The 18,592-nt window shown below is 48.4% G+C and carries 18 protein-coding genes and 2 rRNA genes; 9 read left to right on the forward strand and 11 right to left on the reverse strand.

All coding sequences use genetic code 11. The features are described 5' to 3' along the window. Both Q320_RS0108515 and rrf read left to right on the forward strand, forming a co-directional pair. Window positions 1-325, forward strand: a 23S ribosomal RNA gene (locus Q320_RS0108515); the annotation flags it as partial. Window positions 326-581: 256 nt separating this feature from the next. Beyond that, window positions 582-695 (forward strand): 5S ribosomal RNA (rrf, locus tag Q320_RS0108520). 173 nt (window positions 696-868) lie between these two features. Here rrf and Q320_RS20750 read toward each other — a convergent pair. Genes Q320_RS20750 through tsaB form a run of 3 tightly spaced genes read right to left on the reverse strand, consistent with a single transcriptional unit; the run spans window position 869 to window position 2,894 of the window. Then, the gene (locus Q320_RS20750; protein ID WP_051534601.1) at window positions 869-1,780 is read right to left on the reverse strand and encodes a uracil-DNA glycosylase; all 912 of its coding nucleotides are present in this window, start codon (window positions 1,778-1,780) and stop codon (window positions 869-871) included. After that, a complete protein-coding gene (rimI, locus tag Q320_RS0108530) occupies window positions 1,777-2,214 on the reverse strand; it encodes a ribosomal protein S18-alanine N-acetyltransferase (RefSeq protein ID WP_051534602.1) in 438 nt (145 codons plus the stop codon). Before rimI ends, Q320_RS20750 begins: the two co-directional genes overlap by 4 nt. After that, window positions 2,214-2,894, reverse strand: coding sequence for a tRNA (adenosine(37)-N6)-threonylcarbamoyltransferase complex dimerization subunit type 1 TsaB (tsaB, locus tag Q320_RS0108535; RefSeq protein ID WP_027468651.1), 681 nt, complete (start codon window positions 2,892-2,894; stop codon window positions 2,214-2,216). The genes rimI and tsaB overlap by 1 nt, the downstream gene beginning before the upstream one ends. Window positions 2,895-3,032: 138 nt before the next feature. Between tsaB and Q320_RS0108540 the strand changes: the two genes are divergently transcribed. The 5 genes from Q320_RS0108540 (at window position 3,033) to Q320_RS0108560 (ending at window position 9,260) form a co-directional block, all read left to right on the forward strand. After that, the gene (locus Q320_RS0108540; RefSeq protein WP_027468652.1) at window positions 3,033-4,814 is read left to right on the forward strand and encodes an extracellular solute-binding protein; all 1,782 of its coding nucleotides are present in this window, start codon (window positions 3,033-3,035) and stop codon (window positions 4,812-4,814) included. Then, window positions 4,811-5,395: a hypothetical protein gene (locus tag Q320_RS0108545; protein ID WP_027468653.1), complete on the forward strand. Its 585-nt coding sequence runs from the start codon at window positions 4,811-4,813 to the stop codon at window positions 5,393-5,395. Before Q320_RS0108540 ends, Q320_RS0108545 begins: the two co-directional genes overlap by 4 nt. A 107-nt stretch (window positions 5,396-5,502) precedes the next feature. After that, window positions 5,503-6,567, forward strand: coding sequence for a microcin C ABC transporter permease YejB (locus Q320_RS0108550; RefSeq protein WP_027468654.1), 1,065 nt, complete (start codon window positions 5,503-5,505; stop codon window positions 6,565-6,567). After that, window positions 6,564-7,595, forward strand: a complete 1,032-nt coding sequence (locus Q320_RS0108555; protein WP_027468655.1) for an ABC transporter permease — start codon at window positions 6,564-6,566, stop codon at window positions 7,593-7,595. Before Q320_RS0108550 ends, Q320_RS0108555 begins: the two co-directional genes overlap by 4 nt. A 150-nt stretch (window positions 7,596-7,745) precedes the next feature. Further along, the gene (locus Q320_RS0108560; RefSeq protein WP_035853233.1) at window positions 7,746-9,260 is read left to right on the forward strand and encodes a mechanosensitive ion channel family protein; all 1,515 of its coding nucleotides are present in this window, start codon (window positions 7,746-7,748) and stop codon (window positions 9,258-9,260) included. Here Q320_RS0108560 and Q320_RS0108565 read toward each other — a convergent pair. After that, a complete protein-coding gene (locus tag Q320_RS0108565) occupies window positions 9,257-9,955 on the reverse strand; it encodes a pirin family protein (protein WP_027468657.1) in 699 nt (232 codons plus the stop codon). The two genes, Q320_RS0108560 and Q320_RS0108565, sit on opposite strands and share 4 nt — an antisense overlap. A 107-nt stretch (window positions 9,956-10,062) precedes the next feature. Between Q320_RS0108565 and Q320_RS0108570 the strand changes: the two genes are divergently transcribed. Next, entirely contained in the window at window positions 10,063-10,983 is a 921-nt protein-coding gene (locus Q320_RS0108570) for a LysR family transcriptional regulator (RefSeq protein ID WP_027468658.1), read from the forward strand. A gap of 72 nt (window positions 10,984-11,055) precedes the next feature. On the opposite strand, the gene Q320_RS0108575 is transcribed toward Q320_RS0108570, so the two are convergent. The 5 genes from Q320_RS0108575 to Q320_RS0108595 form a co-directional block, all read right to left on the reverse strand. Further along, on the reverse strand, window positions 11,056-12,657 hold the full coding sequence (locus Q320_RS0108575) for a GGDEF domain-containing protein (RefSeq protein ID WP_027468659.1): 1,602 nt from the start codon (window positions 12,655-12,657) through the stop codon (window positions 11,056-11,058). Then, complete coding sequence (locus Q320_RS0108580) at window positions 12,654-14,135, reverse strand: tetratricopeptide repeat protein (protein WP_027468660.1); 1,482 nt, start codon at window positions 14,133-14,135, stop codon at window positions 12,654-12,656. The genes Q320_RS0108575 and Q320_RS0108580 overlap by 4 nt, the downstream gene beginning before the upstream one ends. A 169-nt stretch (window positions 14,136-14,304) precedes the next feature. Beyond that, entirely contained in the window at window positions 14,305-14,868 is a 564-nt protein-coding gene (locus Q320_RS0108585; RefSeq protein WP_027468661.1) for a YceI family protein, read from the reverse strand. Window positions 14,869-14,960: 92 nt separating this feature from the next. Then, a complete protein-coding gene (locus tag Q320_RS0108590; protein ID WP_051534603.1) occupies window positions 14,961-15,515 on the reverse strand; it encodes a YceI family protein in 555 nt (184 codons plus the stop codon). Window positions 15,516-15,538: 23 nt separating this feature from the next. Further along, a complete protein-coding gene (locus Q320_RS0108595; RefSeq protein ID WP_035853235.1) occupies window positions 15,539-16,090 on the reverse strand; it encodes a cytochrome b in 552 nt (183 codons plus the stop codon). A 261-nt stretch (window positions 16,091-16,351) separates the two neighbouring features. Between Q320_RS0108595 and Q320_RS0108600 the strand changes: the two genes are divergently transcribed. Then, window positions 16,352-16,999 carry a carbonic anhydrase gene (locus tag Q320_RS0108600; RefSeq protein WP_027468664.1) on the forward strand — a complete coding sequence of 216 codons (648 nt, stop codon included), beginning with the start codon at window positions 16,352-16,354 and terminating at the stop codon, window positions 16,997-16,999. Between the two features lie 77 nt (window positions 17,000-17,076). Here the strand turns inward: Q320_RS0108600 and Q320_RS0108605 are convergent, their stop codons facing one another. Both Q320_RS0108605 and Q320_RS0108610 read right to left on the reverse strand, forming a co-directional pair. Further along, a complete protein-coding gene (locus Q320_RS0108605) occupies window positions 17,077-17,613 on the reverse strand; it encodes a glutathione peroxidase (protein WP_027468665.1) in 537 nt (178 codons plus the stop codon). Between the two features lie 92 nt (window positions 17,614-17,705). Next, entirely contained in the window at window positions 17,706-18,503 is a 798-nt protein-coding gene (locus Q320_RS0108610; RefSeq protein ID WP_027468666.1) for a Cof-type HAD-IIB family hydrolase, read from the reverse strand. Between the last annotated feature and the right edge of the window lie 89 nt (window positions 18,504-18,592).

An 18,592-nucleotide genomic window follows, 5' to 3' on the forward strand; every position in this document is an offset into this window, starting at 1 on the left:
TGGGTTCAAAACGTCGTGAGACAGTTTGGTCCCTATCTGCAGTGGGCGTTGGAAATTTGAGGGGGGCTGCTCCTAGTACGAGAGGACCGGAGTGGACTGACCTCTGGTGTACCGGTTGTCACGCCAGTGGCATTGCCGGGTAGCTAAGTCGGGAAGAGATAAGCGCTGAAAGCATCTAAGCGCGAAACTTGCCTCAAGATAAGATTTCCCTAGGGTTTTAAATCCTCTAAAGAGTCGTTCGAGACCAGGACGTTGATAGGTTGGGTGTGGAAGCGCAGTAATGCGTTAAGCTAACCAATACTAATTGCTCGTGAGGCTTGATCCTATAACCTGAGACGCGTGAAGCGACGAAGATATAGTCAACCCAAAAAAACGTGGAGTGTACGTAAGTGCATGATACGAAAGATAAATACTGAAATAGTGTTGATTGGTGTGTAGTATAATTACTTCTTCTATTGAATTCGAGTTAGCGCTGTAGGCTGATTGCGGAGATGAGACATGAAAATGTTTAAATCGAGCGAAAAGCAGAATGCGATAACTCTCGTGTGGTGAGGAGACTCACTGCATCAGACAAGTTTTTGTCTGGCGACCATAGCGAGGTGGTCCCACTCCTTCCCATCCCGAACAGGACAGTGAAACACCTCAGCGCCGATGATAGTGCGGATTGCCCGTGTGAAAGTAGGTCATTGCCAGACTCCCCATTAAGTAAGAAGCCCGATTCGAAAGAGTCGGGCTTTTTGCTGTCCGCGAGAAATGGAGCAAGGTGGGTATTGCTCGCTAAGTCATTAGAGCTAAGTTTTACAGCGATATACCTAGTTCTTAATTATTTACGTTGAGCATAAAAATAGCCACCTTCGGGTGGCTATTTTTATGGGTTCAAGACAGTTTTAAGTAGTAATAAATCCTGCCAAGCTTTTGCTTTATCGTGGACATTGCGCTGTAAATAGCTTGGATGGTAGCTGACGATGGTCGGGATAGACTGGCATTGCTGCACTTTGCTGCGTAATTCGCGGATCGGTGCGTTGCTGTTGAGCGTTGATTCTGCGGCGAATTGGCCAATTGCAAAGATAGCTTTCGGCTGAACCAATGCAATTTGGCGCTGCAGCAATGGCGCGCAGGCTTTGATCTCTTGGCTGGTCGGATTGCGTGAGCTGCAACATTTTACTGCGTTGGTGGTAAAGGTCGATGGCTGTGAGCCTAAGCTCATTAGCATTTGAGCTAGCATGCGCTGCGCCGGGCCGACGATGGCTAGATTCGCTTGCTCTTCGGCTTTGCTTGGCGCATCGCTCACAATCACCAGCTGCGCATTACTTTGCCCGGTGCCAAACACCGCTTGCTCACGCTGTTCGCTGCGTGGGCAGGCGGTACAGCTGGCAATTTCGACGCGGAGTTCTTCCCAGCTCAGTGTTTTGATGCGCTCAGTTCGTTCGTCGCTGCGGCTCACATCTTCAGCGCTAAGCACTTTTTCCGTGCTGGAAGTAGGGCGATTTTGTTGTAATAACAAATGCGCCGCAGCCGCTTTGTTCGAGGGGGCTTTGTGCTCGGACTGCTGTATTTGTGCTTCAATACGCTGATGAGCGACATTCGCAATTGGGCTGAAATGCGGATCGTTGACTGGCGTTACTGCTGAGACCTTAATTGGCTCTGCTGTGATGCTTTGAGATTCAGCTCTTTTAGATTCGTCTGTGAGCGATTCAGCCTCCATCGCCGCGAGCACTTCATGGCGTACCCATTGCGGATTTAAACCCAGTTCATTTAGAATTAAAGCGCGGCGATTCATGCAGCTACCTTATGGGTATAGAGCAGAGCGTCTTCTCTACCAATGCTTGTAGAGTAATACCCTTTACGTCGTCCGGCTTGTTCGAACTGATGGCGAAGATAAAAACCACAAGCGGCATCGTTGGATTCTCGCACTTCTAAAAATAATTTCAGCACGCCTTGAGCAGCCAATTCAGTTAATACGCCTTGAATCAGTTGGCTTCCGCGTTGTTTTCTTTGAAACTCAGGCGCAATCGCAATTAGCAATAATTCGGCTTCATCTAGCGTAATCATGCACACCGCAAAACCCAGTAATTGCTCGCCTTGCCACAGACCATAGCACGTGTGGTTTTCTAAAGAATCTACCCATTGCTTGCCAGTCCACGGGTGTGGATTGGTCGCTTCATCCAGCTCGATGACGTCGCTTAAATGTTGGGTGCTTAGCAGGCTGAGCATTATTTTTTAACTCGTTCGTGCGTTTTGAGCGCGACTTTATCACGCAAATAAACCAGCTCCGCTTCATGGGCGGGCTGGCCTTGGCCTGCGGCAAATACGGGCAAAGCTAAGGCTAATAATTGTGCCGCATGTGGGTAAAGATCGGCTTTGATCTCAGTCACACATTCGCCTAAGCGCGCATTTAAAGTCTCCGTATATGCGGCAAAACCATTGCCAACACCGAGCCAATCATTACCGACTGGCAGTGGCACATCTTCTGGATTGCACACCAAGGCTGGAATGACTTCTTGCCAGTCACCGTTAACACGCTCAAAGCTGGCGAAATACACTTGATTCATACGGGCGTCGATACAGCTAACGACCCGTATTACTCCAGAAGCTTCAGCAATCGCCGCCAGCGTGGAGATGCCCACTACGGGTATATTGCGCGCAAACGCCAGGCCTTGTGTGATGCCACAGCCGATGCGTAAACCGGTAAATGAGCCTGGGCCGCTCGGGTAGGCGATGCCGCTAATGTCTTGCATGCTCAGACCCAATTCATCGAGAAACACTTGCAAATACGGTAGCGTGATTTCGCTTTGTTTTTGCCCCGCCAGCCATTCGCGCGACACGATGCCGCTGGGCATATCGACGGCAAAAGACAGGTACTCAGAAGAAGTTTCAATCGCTAAAAAAGGCATGACAAGGCTCTGGGTGTTATCGTCCCGCAGGCGGGAACGGTGTACTTATAAGAACTTATAAGGATGAAGTGTGATTCTAACACGCCAAACCCATGAGGATTGCTGCCGTTTGTGGGCGACTGGCTTATCATAGGTAGCATGAAATCATTCCTTTTCCTGTTGAGCTGGGTCTTCGTGTCGCCAGCCTTTGCCGCGCATGCGATTGCCCTCGGTAGCGCGCCTAAATATCCCGCCGACTTCAGCGCCTTTAGCTATGCCAATCCGCAGGCAAAAAAAGGCGGTGAAATTATCCTGCCCAATCCTGATCGACGCACCAGTTTCGATTCGTTTAATCCTTTTATTATTAAAGGTACCTCGGCCGTAGGCTTGGGCGCGTTGATGTTTGAATCGCTTGGGACGATGAGCTTGGATGAAACAGCGACGATGTACGGCTTATTAGCGAAAGAGATCGATATCTCGGCTGATGGCCTATCGGTGACGTTTACGCTGAACCCGCAAGCGCGCTTTAATAATGGCGATCCCGTTACGGCGGCGGATGTAAAACACAGTTTTAATACACTGAAGAGCAAGCTCGCTGCGCCGCAATATGTTTCGCAACTGGCGGATGTGGCGGGCATAGACGTACTGGATGCAAAAACAATCCGCTATCGCTTTAAAGTGCCAAACCGTGAATTACCCATCATCGTTGGCTCGCTGCCCGTGTTTTCCAAGAAATGGGGCGGCGGCTTGAGCTTGGATAAAATCACACTGGAAAAACCGATTGCGTCGGGACCGTATCAAATTGCCGATTACAAGTTTGGCAAACAAATCAGCTACCAGCGGCGCGATGACTATTGGGCGAAAAATCATCCAACACGCAGCGGACAATATAATTTTGACCGCATCACTTACCGCTATTACCAAGACGATGTGGCGCGGCTGGAAGCGTTTAAAGCCGGTGAATTTGATTTCATTACTGAATACAGCGCGCGTAACTGGGCGCGGCAGTATCAGGGGCCAAAATTTCGCAGCGGCGAAATCATCAAACGCGAGCTGCGCCATCACAATAGCAGCCGTATGCAAGGCTTTGTGATGAACACACGGCGTCCACTGTTTGCCGATATTCGCGTGCGGCAAGCTTTGGGCTTGGCGCTGGATTTTGAATGGCTGAATCGGCAATTGTTTTATGGGCAATATCAACGACTCAATAGCTTTTACGCCAATAGCGAATTGGCTGCCCGTGCTAAACCATCAGAGGCCGAGCTGGCGTTGCTGACTCCGCTGAAAAAGTATCTACCCGCTAGCGTGTTTGGCGAATTGTCATCGCAGCCCAGCACCAATCCACCGCATTCTTTACGGGACAATCTACGTCAAGCACGAGAGCTGTTCAAACAGGCCGGTTGGGAATACCGTGATGGCGCCTTGCGTAATCAACAAGGCGAGCCGTTTATATTTGAAGTGCTGGATGATGGCGGCTCAATGGGGCGTGTTTTCCCCTCCAAATCGCGCAATTTAGCCAAGCTGGGCATCACAATGAATGTGCGCGAAATTGATCATGCTTTATATCAACGTCGCGTAGATGAGTTTGATTTTGATGTCATCGTGTTGGTTTTCCCTAGCGTGCAAAGTCCAGGGCAAGAGCTACTGGATTATTACGGCAGTAAAGCGGCCGATATCAAAGGCAGTAGCAATGTGCTTGGCATAAAGAATCCGGCAATTGACGCGCTGATTGGCCATGTATTGCAAGCAAAAAATCGCCAAGAGCAAATCACAGCAGTGCGCGCTTTGGATCGTGCTTTATTGGCTGGGCATTACATCATCCCGCATTGGTACAGCGCCACGCACCGCATCGCATGGCGAGACCGCTTTGCAATGCCAGAAACCACGCCGCTGTATTATCAGGCGGGGGATTGGATGCTGGAGACGTGGTGGGTGAAATGACTATTGAGAGTTTAATTGTTGAAATATTAGTGTTGATCAGCTCGATTCTTCGGAAAATTTCTGAGCTTGGAGCAAAAGATATTGTTGAAATAATGATTTCGTCCGTCTCTACTGTTGCAACCATAGTAACTGTAGTAATTGCATATAAAGCATTGAGCAGCTGGAGGGCCCAGCATGATGCTCAAACACTGCATTACGTTAGAGATGTGACAACAAAAGCTGTTGCAAGATGGGAATTTGAAACCGCAAACGCACTTTGCTGGGCTAGAAATGTCAGAAATCAAAAGGGCGTTTATGCTTCTTTTGAGTACCATGTCGATCATCCTGATTTTGTTTCCAATGCTGAAAAATTGAAAACGGTTGAGGCTGAGTTGTTTTATGCAAAAAGTATTGCTCATGGTTTATTGAAAGAATCTAAAGAGCGGGATCATTTGGTGATGTGTCTGCAAAACACACTTAAACAAAATTCTGGCGATAGAACTAGATTATTGGATTTTTCTGTGTCAATCGAAGAAATCAATAAGATAGATACAGCTGGTTTATCAGCCAATACATATTTTGCACTACGTGCACTTCGCTAATTTTGCTGCTCGTAGATGGATTGAGCCGAATTTTGGCGATACCTATTGTTGCTTAGATTGATGGGTATCGCTTCGCTCCACCCATCCTACGATTTGAAGGTTTTTTCATGCTGCAATACATCCTCAAACGTTTACTGCTGATGATCCCAACGCTGTTCGGCGTTTTGTTGGTCAGTTTTGTTGTGATTCAATTTGTTCCCGGTGGGCCGGTGGAGCAGATGGTGTATCAGCTTAAAGGCCGCGGAGCAGGTGAATCAGCGGGCAATACCTCGGGTAGCGCTGGAGCGTATCAGGCAGCGCGCGGTTTGTCTGAGGAGCAGCTGAGCCAAATTAAGGTGCAGTATGGTTTTGACAAACCAGCGCCGGAGCGCTTCTGGCAAATGCTGAAAAACTACGCGACATTGAATCTGGGCGACAGTTGGTTTCGCCATGCCAGCGTGACGCAATTGATTTGGGAAAAGCTGCCAGTGTCGATGAGCTTGGGGATTAGCAGCCTGCTGTTGACGTATTTGATTGCGGTGCCGCTCGGTGTCGCCAAAGCAGTGCGACAAGGCACGCGGTTTGATGCGGCAACGACGGTGCTGCTAATGGTGGCGTATGCGATTCCGTCGTTTGTGTTGGGCGTGGTGCTGTTGGTGCTATTTGGTGGCGGCTCGTTTTGGCAACTGTTTCCGCTGCGCGGATTGACCAGTGACGACTGGGAATCGCTGACGATGATGGGCAAAGTAATGGATTATTTATGGCATTTGGCGCTGCCTGTTACGGCGATGGTGGTCGGTGGCTTTGCTAGTTTGACGATGCTAACCAAGAACAGTTTTCTCGAAGAAATCCACAAACAATATGTGACCACCGCGCGCGCCAAGGGCGCGTCGGAGCGGCGGATTTTTTGGAAACATATTTTCCGCAACGCGGCGCTGCCTTTGGTGGTTGGCTTGCCTGAGGCGATTATTGCGGCATTTTTTACTGGCAGCTTATTGATCGAAACGTTGTTCTCGCTGGATGGCTTGGGTTTGCTGGCGTATGAATCGGTCATGCGCCGCGATTATCCGGTGGTGCTGGGCACGCTGTACTTCTTCACTTTGCTTGGCTTGTTTGGGCGTTTGTTATCGGATATGGGCTATGTGCTGCTGGATCCTCGGGTGCAGTTTGGTAAAGCTGGGGAGGGCGCATGATGACCGCGACGTCACCCAATTATTGGTCACGCGCTTGGATGCGATTTAAGGCGCAACGCCGTGCACTGATTAGCCTCTGGCTGTTTCTGTTTTGCTTTATTTTAAGCCTTGGCGCGGAGCTGATTTCGAACGACAAGCCGTATTTGGTCAGCTATCACGGTACGCTGTATTTCCCGCTCATAAAAGATTATCCCGAAATCACGTTTGGTGGCGATTTCCCAACGCCAACGGATTACCTCGATCCGTTTATTGAGCAGCAATTACAGCAAGCCGGCAATTGGGCGATTTTCCCGCCCAATCGTTATGGCGTAAAAACGCTGAATTATTTTGCAACTGAACCCAATCCAGCGCCGCCCTCAAAAGCCAATTGGCTGGGGACGGATGACAAAGGCCGAGATTTATTAGCACGGCTGATTTACGGCTTTCGCACTAGCGCCTTGTTTGCCTTGGCGCTGACCTTAACGGGATCGGTGCTGGGGATGTTGATTGGCGGTGTGCAAGGCTATTTTGGTGGTCGTGTGGATTTATTCGGCCAGCGAATTTCGGAAATCTGGGCGTCTTTGCCTGAGCTGTATTTGCTCATTATTTTCATGGCGATTTTTGAGCCTAGCTTCGCTTTATTGCTGATTTTAATGACCTTGTTTGGCTGGATGGGCTTGGCCGATTACACGCGCGCTGAGTTTTTGCGTAATCGCAATCAAGAATACGTATTGGCCGCGCGCAGCATGGGCTTGAGCGATTGGCAAATTATTCGCCGCCATGTGCTGCCCAATAGCTTAACGCCGGTGCTGGCGTTTTTGCCGTTTAGAATGGGCGCAGCGATTTTGGCGCTAACGAGCTTGGATTTTCTGGGGCTAGGCGTCGGCCAGCAAACGGCGTCGCTGGGCGAATTGTTGGCGCAAGGCAAAGCCAATTTGGATGCATGGTGGATTTCGCTGTCTACCTTCGCTGTATTGCTGGGCTTGATGCTGATGCTGGTGTTCATCGGCGAAGGCTTACGCACGGCGCTGGATCCGCGATCTAAATAATGGGTATATGAAGGTGGCCTTTTATTTAAATAGCCTACATCGATATACCTTTATATACCTGCTTGTGCTGCTGTGAGTTTCTGGATTTAATTACAGCCTGTACGCTAGCTCGAGCTATAACAACAAGATCAGTAGCGCGAGGGCCATACTATGGCTGAGATCTGGTTGACCTTGTTTGCGAGCCCTTGGCAGAACAGCGCTTGGTTTTTGTTGGTGGCGTGGCTGCTAACGATGGTGCTGTATGTGCGTCATCCTTCTTTGCGGCGCACGGTTTTAGTCTGGCTATTTTGGCTAGTTCTGGCGGCGATCATTGCTTGTTTACCTTTTGTACCCAACTCGGCGTTGGCTGAGATTCGCCAGTATGTTTTGCCTTTTATTGCTGGACTGGTGGTGATCCGCTTACTTGGTTTAGTGTTCTTTCGGCTGTTCTTACCGCTATTTAATCTGCGCCCCCCGCGAATTTTGCAAGATATTCTGGTGACCCTAGTGTTTGTGATTTGGGGCATGTATCAGTTGCGTCAAGCGGGACTGGATTTGTCGCAAATTGTTGTGACTTCCACAGTGTTGACGGCGATGCTGGCGTTTGCAATGCAAGATACCATCGGCAATGTGTTAGCAGGGCTGACTTTGCAATGGGATGCCAGTATCGAGGCGGGTGATTGGATCAAGGTCGATGATGTGGTCGGCAAAGTGGTTGATGTGACGTGGCGTGCGACTTATATGGAAACGCGCAATGGTGAAACGGTGGTCTTGCCCAATAGCATGCTGACGCGCAATCGCTTTTTGATTTTGGGTAAGCGGCAAGGTAAACCGTTAATGTGGCGGCGCTGGGTGTATTTTGATGTGTCGCTGGAAACGCTGCCAACGCAAATTATTAGCATGGTGGAAATTGCATTATTGCAGGGTATGCTCGCCAATGTGGCGGAGTCGCCTGCGCCGCAATGCATACTGATGGAGGCCGATAAAGGTGTTGGCCGATTTGCGCTACGCTATTGGTTGACTGATTTAATGCACGATGATGCCACCGATTCTTTGGTGCGTACTGCGATTGATGCGGCCTTACGCCGCAATGGCCGCCGATTTTCTCCGCCGCAGTACAATCTATTGCTGTCGTTCGATAATAAAAAATATTCCGAAGTTCGCCATAAACGCCATACCGAAGAGCGCTTGGCGGTATTGCGCGGCTTGGAATTACTAGCACCCTTGAATGAAGTTGAGTTGCTGGCTTTATCGGATCGACTCAAATTCACGCCGTTTGTACGCGGAGAAACAGTGCTGGCGCAGGGTGCTGAAGTGGAATGGTTGTATATTTTGATTAAAGGCGAAATGGAGCAAGCGCTAGCAACGCCCGATGGTGTATTGCATCCTTTGGGCACACTCACGGCGGGGAGTTTTTTTGGTGAGATTGCTTTGATGACGGGTGATCGCTTTCCGATTCAAATTACCGCGATGGGTAATGCCGAATGCTATCGATTAGATCGTGCGACTTTCCAAGGCTTATTGCTGGTACGACAAGAACTAGCCGAGGCATTTTCTTTGGTACTGGCGCGGCGACAAGCGCAGTATCACCAATTAATTTCCGAGCATGCAAAAACAGCTTTGCCAGCCCCGCAGCCACGCGAAATGTTGTCGCGGCTGCGGGATTTGTTTGGCTTGCCCGATTAAAACAGATCAAATACCAAGACTTCAGCTTGTTCGCCATGCTGGATAGTGAGTTGTGTTTCCTGCGTTAGCATCACCGCATCGCCCGCTTGTAGTAGCAAGCCATTGATTTCGGCAGTGCCGCGTGCAAGATGGACATACAGTTTGCGGCCGATGGTGATTGGCATTGTGGCACTTTCTGCGCCGTCAAATAAACCCGCATATAGCTTCACGTCTTGATGAATTGTCACAGAGTCAGCCTCACCATCGCTACTGGCAACCAAACGCAATTGGCCGCGCTTGTCGGCATCTGAAAAAGCTTTTTCTTCGTACGATGGCGCATCACCTTTGCGCGCTGGCAAAATCCAGATTTGCAGCAAATGCGTTTGCTCAGTAGGGCTTGGATTAAACTCACTGTGCCGTACACCCGTACCCGCGCTCATACGCTGTACATTACCAGGACGAATGACTGAGCCATTGCCCATGCTGTCTTTGTGCTCAATCGCACCCGCTAATACATAAGTAATGATTTCCATATCTTGGTGCGGATGCGTGCCAAAGCCCATGCCTGCGGCGATGCGATCGTCGTTAATGACGCGCAGTGCGCCAAAGCTCATATGCGCTGGATCGTAATATTCGGCAAATGAAAAGCTAAAATTCGAATCAAGCCAGCCATGATTGGCGTGGCCACGCTCATTGGATTTGCGAACAGTAATCATGATGGCTTCCTTCAATGTTTTTGAATGATGTATGCCATAATAAACCTAGGTTTCTCGCCGTGATAGCGAAGAAAACCCAATGTCTTATTCAAAAAATTGGAATGATTATGCTCCGTCTTTCTTTAGAAGCGCTTGAGATCCTGGATGCGATTGCGCGGCGCGGTAGTTTTGCCGCGGCGGCGACCGAAGTCCATCGTGTGCCGTCTGCGGTGACGTATATGGTGCGCAAATTGGAAGACGATTTGGGTGTTGAAATTTTTGATCGCAGTGGTCATCGCGCGCAACTCACTGCCGCGGGAGTTGAGCTGCTCAATGAAGGGCGGCATTTATTGCTTGCCGCTAATGAATTGGAATGCCGCATTAAACGCGTGGCAACAGGTTGGGAAACTGAGTTGGTGATTGCGGTGGATACGGTATTGCCAATGGAATTGATGTTTCCAATGATGGCGCAATTTGATGCGCTGCAATCGGGAACGCGAATCCGTTTCACGCAAGAATCTTTGGGTGGGTCTTGGGAGGCGTTGCAAGAGCGGCGCGCTGATTTGATTATTGGCGCAATTAGTCACCTCGGTGGCAATGCATCAACGCAATCGACGCAAAGTTTGGGCGAGTTGCGTAGTGTGTTTGCCGTCGCGCCGACGCATCCTTTGGCACAAGCGACCGAGCCTTTGTCATCGCAATTAATCCAGCAATATCGGGCGATTGTCGTTCCCGATTCATCGCGTAATTTATTGCCGTACACGATTGGGCTGTTGTCCGGCCAAGAAACACTACGCGTACCGGATATGCAGCATAAAGTGGCGGCGCAAATTGCGGGTTTAGGCTGTGGTTATTTACCGCAGGCTTTGGCGAATGAAGCTTTGGCGGATGGCCGCTTAGTCGCTAAAGCGGTCGCAGAAGTGAATGCGCCGATTCGGATGTGTTTTGCGTGGCGCAATATGGGCGTGGGTCATGGTTTGAAGTGGTGGTTGGAGCATTTGACGCAGGAGCACAGTATTTCGAAATGGCTTGCTGCGGGCTCGGCCTGATTTTAGTTTTGAATCAAAAATGGCATGAGTGGTAAGGCAAGATGAAGTCGGGTCTGAGTTCAGGATGAATGATTATAATTCGACCCGATTACGCCCTAGGCTTTTGGCGCGATACAGCGCTTGGTCGGCGCGCTGAATCAAACTATTTAAGCTATCGGCCGCTTGGGCTTGTGCGACGCCAATACTGATGGTCAAGATACGTCCGCCAATACTCGTCGGCCATTTATGCGCTAGCACTTGGGTGCGAATTCGTTCCGCCACTTTGGCGGCAGAAAACAAATTTAAGCCCGTCAGCGCAATCAGAAACTCTTCGCCGCCATAGCGCACTGGCGTGTCCATCTCACGGCAGGCGTGCTGCAAAATGAGCCCTAAATCGCGCAATACTTCGTCCCCCGCCAAGTGCGAAAAATCATCGTTAATTTGTTTAAAGTGATCCAAATCAAGCAATAAAATCGATAAAGGCTCGGCGTCGTTTATTTTGAGCAATTGCTGCGGCAAATGCGCATCGATCCAGCGGCGATTAGCGAGTTTGGTCAGAGGGTCTTGTTCCACTTCGGTACGTAACTGCTTGAGTTTCTGGATTTGCTGCGCTTGTGCTGCGAGTAATTGACGATTTTCTTGGCGGCTAATTTCTAGGCTAAAGCGTGTTTCTAGTTGCGCCAGACGTTTTAAAATTCGTGGTTCTAGTTCTAAGATCGGGGCGCTTTTAGCGAGATGATGTTCTAGGCCATGCGCCGATTGCAGGGCAAATAGTGCTTGCTGGGCTTGACCCATGTGTTCATACACTTGCGAGAGGGCGAGCCAGCAATCGCGCAATAATTGCGTAAATTCATTGTCCATCGCAATTGCTTGCGCTTCGAGTAACGCTTGCTCGGCATCAAAGTAGCGGGCTTGCTGTAGATAGGCAAGGCCTAGCTGATGCCCACATTTGATTTGTGCCCAGTAGTGGTGATGCGCTTGGGCGCATTGCACGCCTTGCTCAAGGTGGCTAATCGCCGCGCTGATTTGCTGAAGTTGCAGCAAGGCTTGTGCACGCCACAAATGGGATTCGGCTTGTTCATGATAAAACTGATTTTGCGCGATTATGGGATCGGCATCATCAAGTAGGCTTAGGGTATCGCTTGGCCGCTTAAGCCACATGGCGTCTGCAGCTAGATACAGGCGAATAATGCAGTAAATTTTAGGTGTAGCGATATTGCTGCAATAACTAAAAGCTTGCTGATGTAATTTGAATGCACGGCCATGTTCATTGGCGGCATTAAAAATCCCGCCGATTGAAATAAAGGCCAAAATAGCACTGCTGATTTCACCTAATTCAAGGCCCAACTCTATGCAGTGCATCCACAATTGAATCGATTGCCGATAGTCGCCAAGGGTATAAATTTGATCCGCCAACTGATGCAAAATATGCAAACGTTCTAGCGCAAACTCACTGTCTTGCGATAGGTTCAGCGCTTCATTCAGCGTCGTCACTAAGGCATGCCCTTGGCCTAATTGAGTTTCTGCCTGTGCTTTGAGTAGTAATAATGCAATGCGCTGTTTGGGCGTCGCAAATTGATAGGTGCTACTACTAATTTCATGAATTAAAGCCAGGGCTTGCAGTGGGGAATTTCCAGCCAAATACGCTGTGATGTCCTGCAATTGTTCAGTAAAAATACTTAGCGAGCTGTTCATACCCGCTCCGCAAATAAAGGTGTTTCAATCTGCGTAATCAGTTCATGCAGCGTTTGCCCTGGTCGACCTAAAGTCGCGGCAATGCCCACATCCTTAGTATCTAAAGGAAGGATGGTGAGCACGCGGCGCAGATTGTCTTGGTATTGCGCAAATCGTTTTTCAGTCGTCGTGGGAATGGCAATTGCATAGAGATTGGCTGCGTACTGGCAAAACACGCTGTGCTCGGTACACATGGCGGCGAGTAAATACATTTTGCGTTGTGCAGGAAAATGCTCACTATGGCTCGGCAAGCGAATAAAAACGACGCCATATTCTGTATTTTGGGTGGTATAGCTTGTGAGCCGCTGCAGCCATACATAGCGTGGTAAAGCATTGTGCGGCTGCGTACTGAGCGGCGCTGTGGCTTGGGGGCTGTTCGCGTTTTTTTCGCGTTGCACTTCGATTTGCTGTGCTAAGCGCATAAATTGAATTGAGCTAAAATCGCGGCGACCTTGTTGCTGGTGCTGAGCGAGTTCGCCTAAATCATATTGGCGATACTGCTTAAAGCTTGCAAGGGCATCATTCCAAAGTCCTTGTTTTTCGGCATATTGCGAGCGGATCAGTGCGATTTGGCTGAGGAAAAACTGCAAATGATATTGCTCAGCCAAGTGACTTGCTTGGTTTAAATCTTCCAGTGGATTAGTCTGTTTCGCTAAAGCTATTTGTGCCAGCGAAACCAAGGTAAGGCATTGTGCCCAAACCAGATGGCTTTGATTGGCGACCGACTGCCATGCGTGTAGGCAATGCGCGTGGGCTTGATCTGGTTTACCTAAGGCAAGCCAAGCTCGGGCGCGGTAATTATAGATTTCGGCGAGCCAAGTTGGATTATTGAGTGTGCTTAGGCTGGTTTCTGCTTGATCCAAACTGGCTAAAGCTTCTTCAAAATGGCCTAGTTTTAGTTGTTCTCGGCTTAAACAGATGGCTGCTTTGGCGGCTAGTGGTTTGCTCTGGATACGCAGTGCATGCTCAAGCGCATGCTTGAGTTCAAATTGGGCTTTTTCATTTTGTTGATCAATCGTCCATAAATTACCAAAGCCAATTAATACATCAATGTATAAGCGTTCTTCTTGTACGCAGCGCATCAACTTTAAGCAATGAAGCCATTGAGATAGAGCAGGGGTATAGCGCCCTTTGGCAACATGGATAAGAGCTGAGAGATGATACGCATCGGCTAATAGATTGAGTGCACCATCATTTTTAGCCAATTGAATAGCTTGTTTGATGATGCGGCTAGCGCGAGGGAAATCCATGTCGGCCCAGAGTAAATGGGCGAGAAAGAGCATCGCTTCGGTGATGCCGTGTGGATATTGAATGCGTTCTGCTGCGGCCTGAATGTGTTCGGCTTGCTGACGCATCTCTGCGGGCGAAAGGCTGTCCTGACGCTTTAATTCAAACAGTTGCAGATCGATTGATAAAACATTTTCAGCCATATTAGCCATCAGCAATTTGCCGCAAAATCGGGATCAAGCTAGTTGATCAGCCTTGTAGTGTAACTGATTTACACTACATTGCCTGCCGTGCAAGGCATGAAGGACGCGTGTAGGGCAGTAAAACTGCGCAAAAAAAGCCAAGCAAATTCGCTTGGCTTTACTGGGGCAGAGTACGAAATTATTGGCTAGCTTCAACTTGCAGGCGCAATGTAACTTCGTCGCTCACTGCAGGTACATAAGCGCTCATGCCAAAGTCGCTACGTTTGATGGTGGTCACTGCATCTGCGCCGCAAGCTGGTTTTTTGCTCATTGGGTGTGGTGCACATTTGAAATTCGTGATTTGCAAAGTAACCGGTTTCGTTACGCCCAACATCGTTAATTGGCCGCCTACGCTGGCTAATTTATCGCCATTAAATTTAAAGTCTGAGCCTTTAAATGTCATCGCTGGGAATTTTTCAGTATTAAAAAAGTCTTCACCTTTCAAATGAGCATCGCGTTTTTCCCAACCAGTCCGCAAGCTGGTCGTATCAATTTTGATATCGGCTGCGCCGGATTTCTTTTCTAGATCCAGCGTAATTGTACCGCTGGTTTTATCAAATGAACCGCGCTGGGTTGAGTAGCCCAAATGGTTCACTTCAAACGATGGCAAAGTGTGTGATGGATCAATCGTGTAGACGGCAGGTGCTGCGAAAGCGCTGCTGGCAAGGGCTGCAAAAATAGCTGAGGTGATGGTTTTTTTCATGGTGGTGCTCCAGTGTGGTTTTTGTAAAAAACGATGTTTCTTAGTTAAAATGGACTTGCTGTATGACCGTATTGTGGGTTTACGGTTCTAAATTAGTCTGCTTTGCCGGTGAGCAGCAGTTTGTATTTCACAGTCACTTCATCGGCCACAGTGCCAGTGTCAGACCAAACACCATCACCAATTTTGTATTGCAAACGCAGTAACGGCACTGAGCCTTCGAGCAAGAGATCATTACCAACGGCTTTTGCACTCATCGTGCCAACGACGTCGCGGGTCAGGCCTTTCATCGTCAACTTGCCTTTGGTTTCAAACTTGCCACCGCCCAATGCTTTGACACTGCTGGCGGTGAAAGTGGCTTTAGGCGTATTGGCAATATCAAACCAAGCTTTTTTCTTGGCTTCGTTATTACCATCAGGTCCACCGACATCGATGCTGGCCAAATCAACAATGATTTCTGCTTTGGCTGTTTCAGGCTTGGCAGGATCAAAATTGACTTTGGCGGTGAAGTTTTTAAAGCTGCCATCCACTGGCGTATTCATTTGCTTGAACGCAAAATTGATTTGGCTTTTTTGTGGCACGATGGTTTGTGCTGCAATGGCATTACCACCGATGAGTAAAATGCTAGTGGCGATTAAAGTGCGAAACATGATGGCTCCAATAAATATAAATGTTATTTTTTAGCTAAAAATGGCAGCATCCGCGCCAAGGTGCTGTCTTTATCAATAATGTGATGTTTTAAAGCGCCGGCGATATGTAGGCCAATAATGGCGAGCAAACCATAGGCGAGTAATTCGTGCGCTTGTTTGAGAATGTCTGCCAAGCCTTCGTTTTTGCTGACGAGATCAGGCAGCGGCAATACGCCCCAAAATACAACTGGAAAGCCTTTCGCTGAACTCATTAGCCAACCTACTAAAGGCAGTAAAAACATCAAAAGATAGAGTAAGTGATGCACGCTCACTGCGATCTTGCGCTGTACTGGCGGTATACTGGCATCAACATCGGGTATACCCCTAATGAGTTTATAGCCGAAGCGTATGACAAATAAGCTCAGTACGGTAATACCCGTCCATTTGTGCCAATTAATCATTTTAAATTTATCGGGCGACAAAGGCATGTCGTCGAAAATCCAAGCAAATGCAAAAGCACAGGCAATCAAAATCGCAACCAGCCAATGCAGGCCGATTTGCAAGGCATCATAATGAGATGGCGCTGTTTTTTTCATTGGGTGAGTTCCTTATTCAGTATTTCTGAATTGATAGCGCATCATAAGCGCAGTGGATGTTTACGGATAGCGTAAATACTTGTGTATATTATTCAAAAAATTTGAACCATGCCGGAAAATATGACAAATCAGAGCCGTACCTGTTCTCGTATTTTATGTGCTCAATCGGCGGCCGTGGTTTCGTTTGCGAGGAGTGCGGCAGAGATGGCAGAAAAGCAGTAGAATTGCCCAAAAATCATAATGGCAACAGGGGCACTTTAAGTGGAAGAGATTGAAAAGTTTATTGGTGGATTTCGCCGCTTCCAGCATAAATATTTTGGTGAGCACCGAGATTTATTTGCCGAATTGCAATCGGGGCAAAATCCCAAGACCTTGCTGATCGGCTGTTCGGATTCGCGCGTTGATCCTGCGTTATTAACCGACTGTAATCCGGGTGATTTGTTTGTCGTGCGTAATGTGGCCAATTTAGTGCCACCGTATGAAACGGGCGGGGCATTTCACGGGGTTTCATCGGCGATTGAGTATGCGGTGGTGCATCTGGAAGTGAGTAAAATCATTGTTCTGGGGCATTCCGGCTGCGGCGGGATTAAGGCGCTAATGGATGAGAGTACGCCAAAGACTGAGGCTAATTTTATTGGTCGTTGGGTGCGTATCGCTGACGCGGCTCGTGAGCAAGTGAAGCGTGAGCTAGCGCATAAATCGCATGATAGACAGATCCGTGCTTGTGAGATGGCGGCGATTATTGTATCGCTGGATAATTTAATGAGTTTTCCATTTATCGCCGAGCGTGTGCAAAATGGCTCTTTAAGTTTGATCGGTTGGTACTTTGATATCTTGCGTGGCGCTTTATACGATTTTGACCAAGACAAAAATGCTTTCCAAGCTTTGGTGACGTCATTAAAAGAGTGAGGATTCACTGAGTAAATAAAAGCGGCGATCAATCATTAAGATTGATCGCCGTTTTTGTTTAATCATTCACTGAGCAACTACTTTTTCGGTAGCCACGCCTCTATTTTTCCAACAATTTCTGGGCTATTAGGCTCGGTCGTTGACGCGTAGGCGGTTACGGTTTTGCCGTCGGGCGCGATTAAATATTTATAAAAATTCCATTTGGGCATCGTGTCGGAAGCGGCTCTAAGCTGCTGATAGAAGGGACTGGCATTTTTACCGATGACGCTGCTTTTGCTCATCATTGGAAACTCGACAAAATAAGTTAGCTTGCAAAAATCACCAATCGCTTTGTCATCTTCTAGCTCTTGGCGAAAATCATTCGATGGAAAGCCGATCACCAATAAACCGCGATCTTTGTATTTGGTGTAGAGCTGTTCAAGCTGGGTGAATTGTGGCGTGAAGCCGCATTTGCTGGCGGTATTGACGACTAAAATCGGCTTGCCAGCGTACTGGCATAAATCTAAAATTTCGCCTTTTAAGGTTTTAAATTGGTGCTGCAATAAGGGCGGGCAGCTTTGTGCATAGAGCGCCGAATTGATAGTTAGTAGTGCGGCAAATAAAAAAATACGCATGATCAGCGCCTATTCACAATGGATTAGGGCTTTATCATGCGCGTTTTGAAGCTGGATTGCTAGCTACTGGCCTACCGTTCTATGGGGCGATTTTAGAGTGCAAAAATCTTCCGTAATTGCTGCGCCACGCCGTGTTCATCATTGCTGCCAATCATGGTGGCATTCGGGTGCGCGGCTTTGAGTTTCGGGCTGGCATTGCTCATGATAAATGGGTTGCCCGCGACGGCGAGTAGTTGAATGTCATTTTGCCCATCACCAAAAGCGTAGCAATGCGCCGCATCAATTCGTAGGCGGCCAAGCACTTCAGTCAGTGCGTGGCCTTTGGATACCGTTGGTGCCATCACTTCAAGGCAATCATCGGCAGAAAAAGTGATGTAAACCTCATCACCAAAACGTTCGATAATTTTTTCTTCAACTGCGGTTAGTGTCGCGTGATCAGCGATGTATAAAATCTTGGCAATACCGTCGCCAGCGTGTGCTTTAAGATCAACGACTTGATAATTAAAGCCTGAATCTTTGTAATACACGCCAACTAGCTCAGGGCAATCGCGCTCGACGAGCCAACCGTCATCGGTATAAGCGTTGAGTAAAGTGCCGGCAGAAACATCGGGCTGCATCAGTGCTTGAGCCAGTTCGGCTTCGATGTTTTCAGCAAAAATTTCATTATCATCTGGATCATGCACGCGAGCGCCGTTCGACGTAATCAAGTGCGCCGACACACCTAAGCTTTCACGGATTCCTTTCACATCTAAAAAATGCCGTCCTGTCGCGATCGTGATTTGCACGCCTTGCGCTGCCAATGCTTGAAATGTTGCCGCAGTGAAGGCATCCACTTTGTGCTCGGTATCGAGCAAAGTGCCATCTAAATCAGAAACAATCATTTTTTGCATGGGTGAAATCCTTCGGAATGTGTGAGGTTACGAAGCTGATTTTACGCTGTAAAGCGAATTAAATCGTCAGTAATAATGCCATTGGGGTT

Origin of the sequence: Deefgea rivuli DSM 18356, from assembly GCF_000620145.1 — a bacterium.
Taxonomy (GTDB): domain Bacteria; phylum Pseudomonadota; class Gammaproteobacteria; order Burkholderiales; family Chitinibacteraceae; genus Deefgea; species Deefgea rivuli.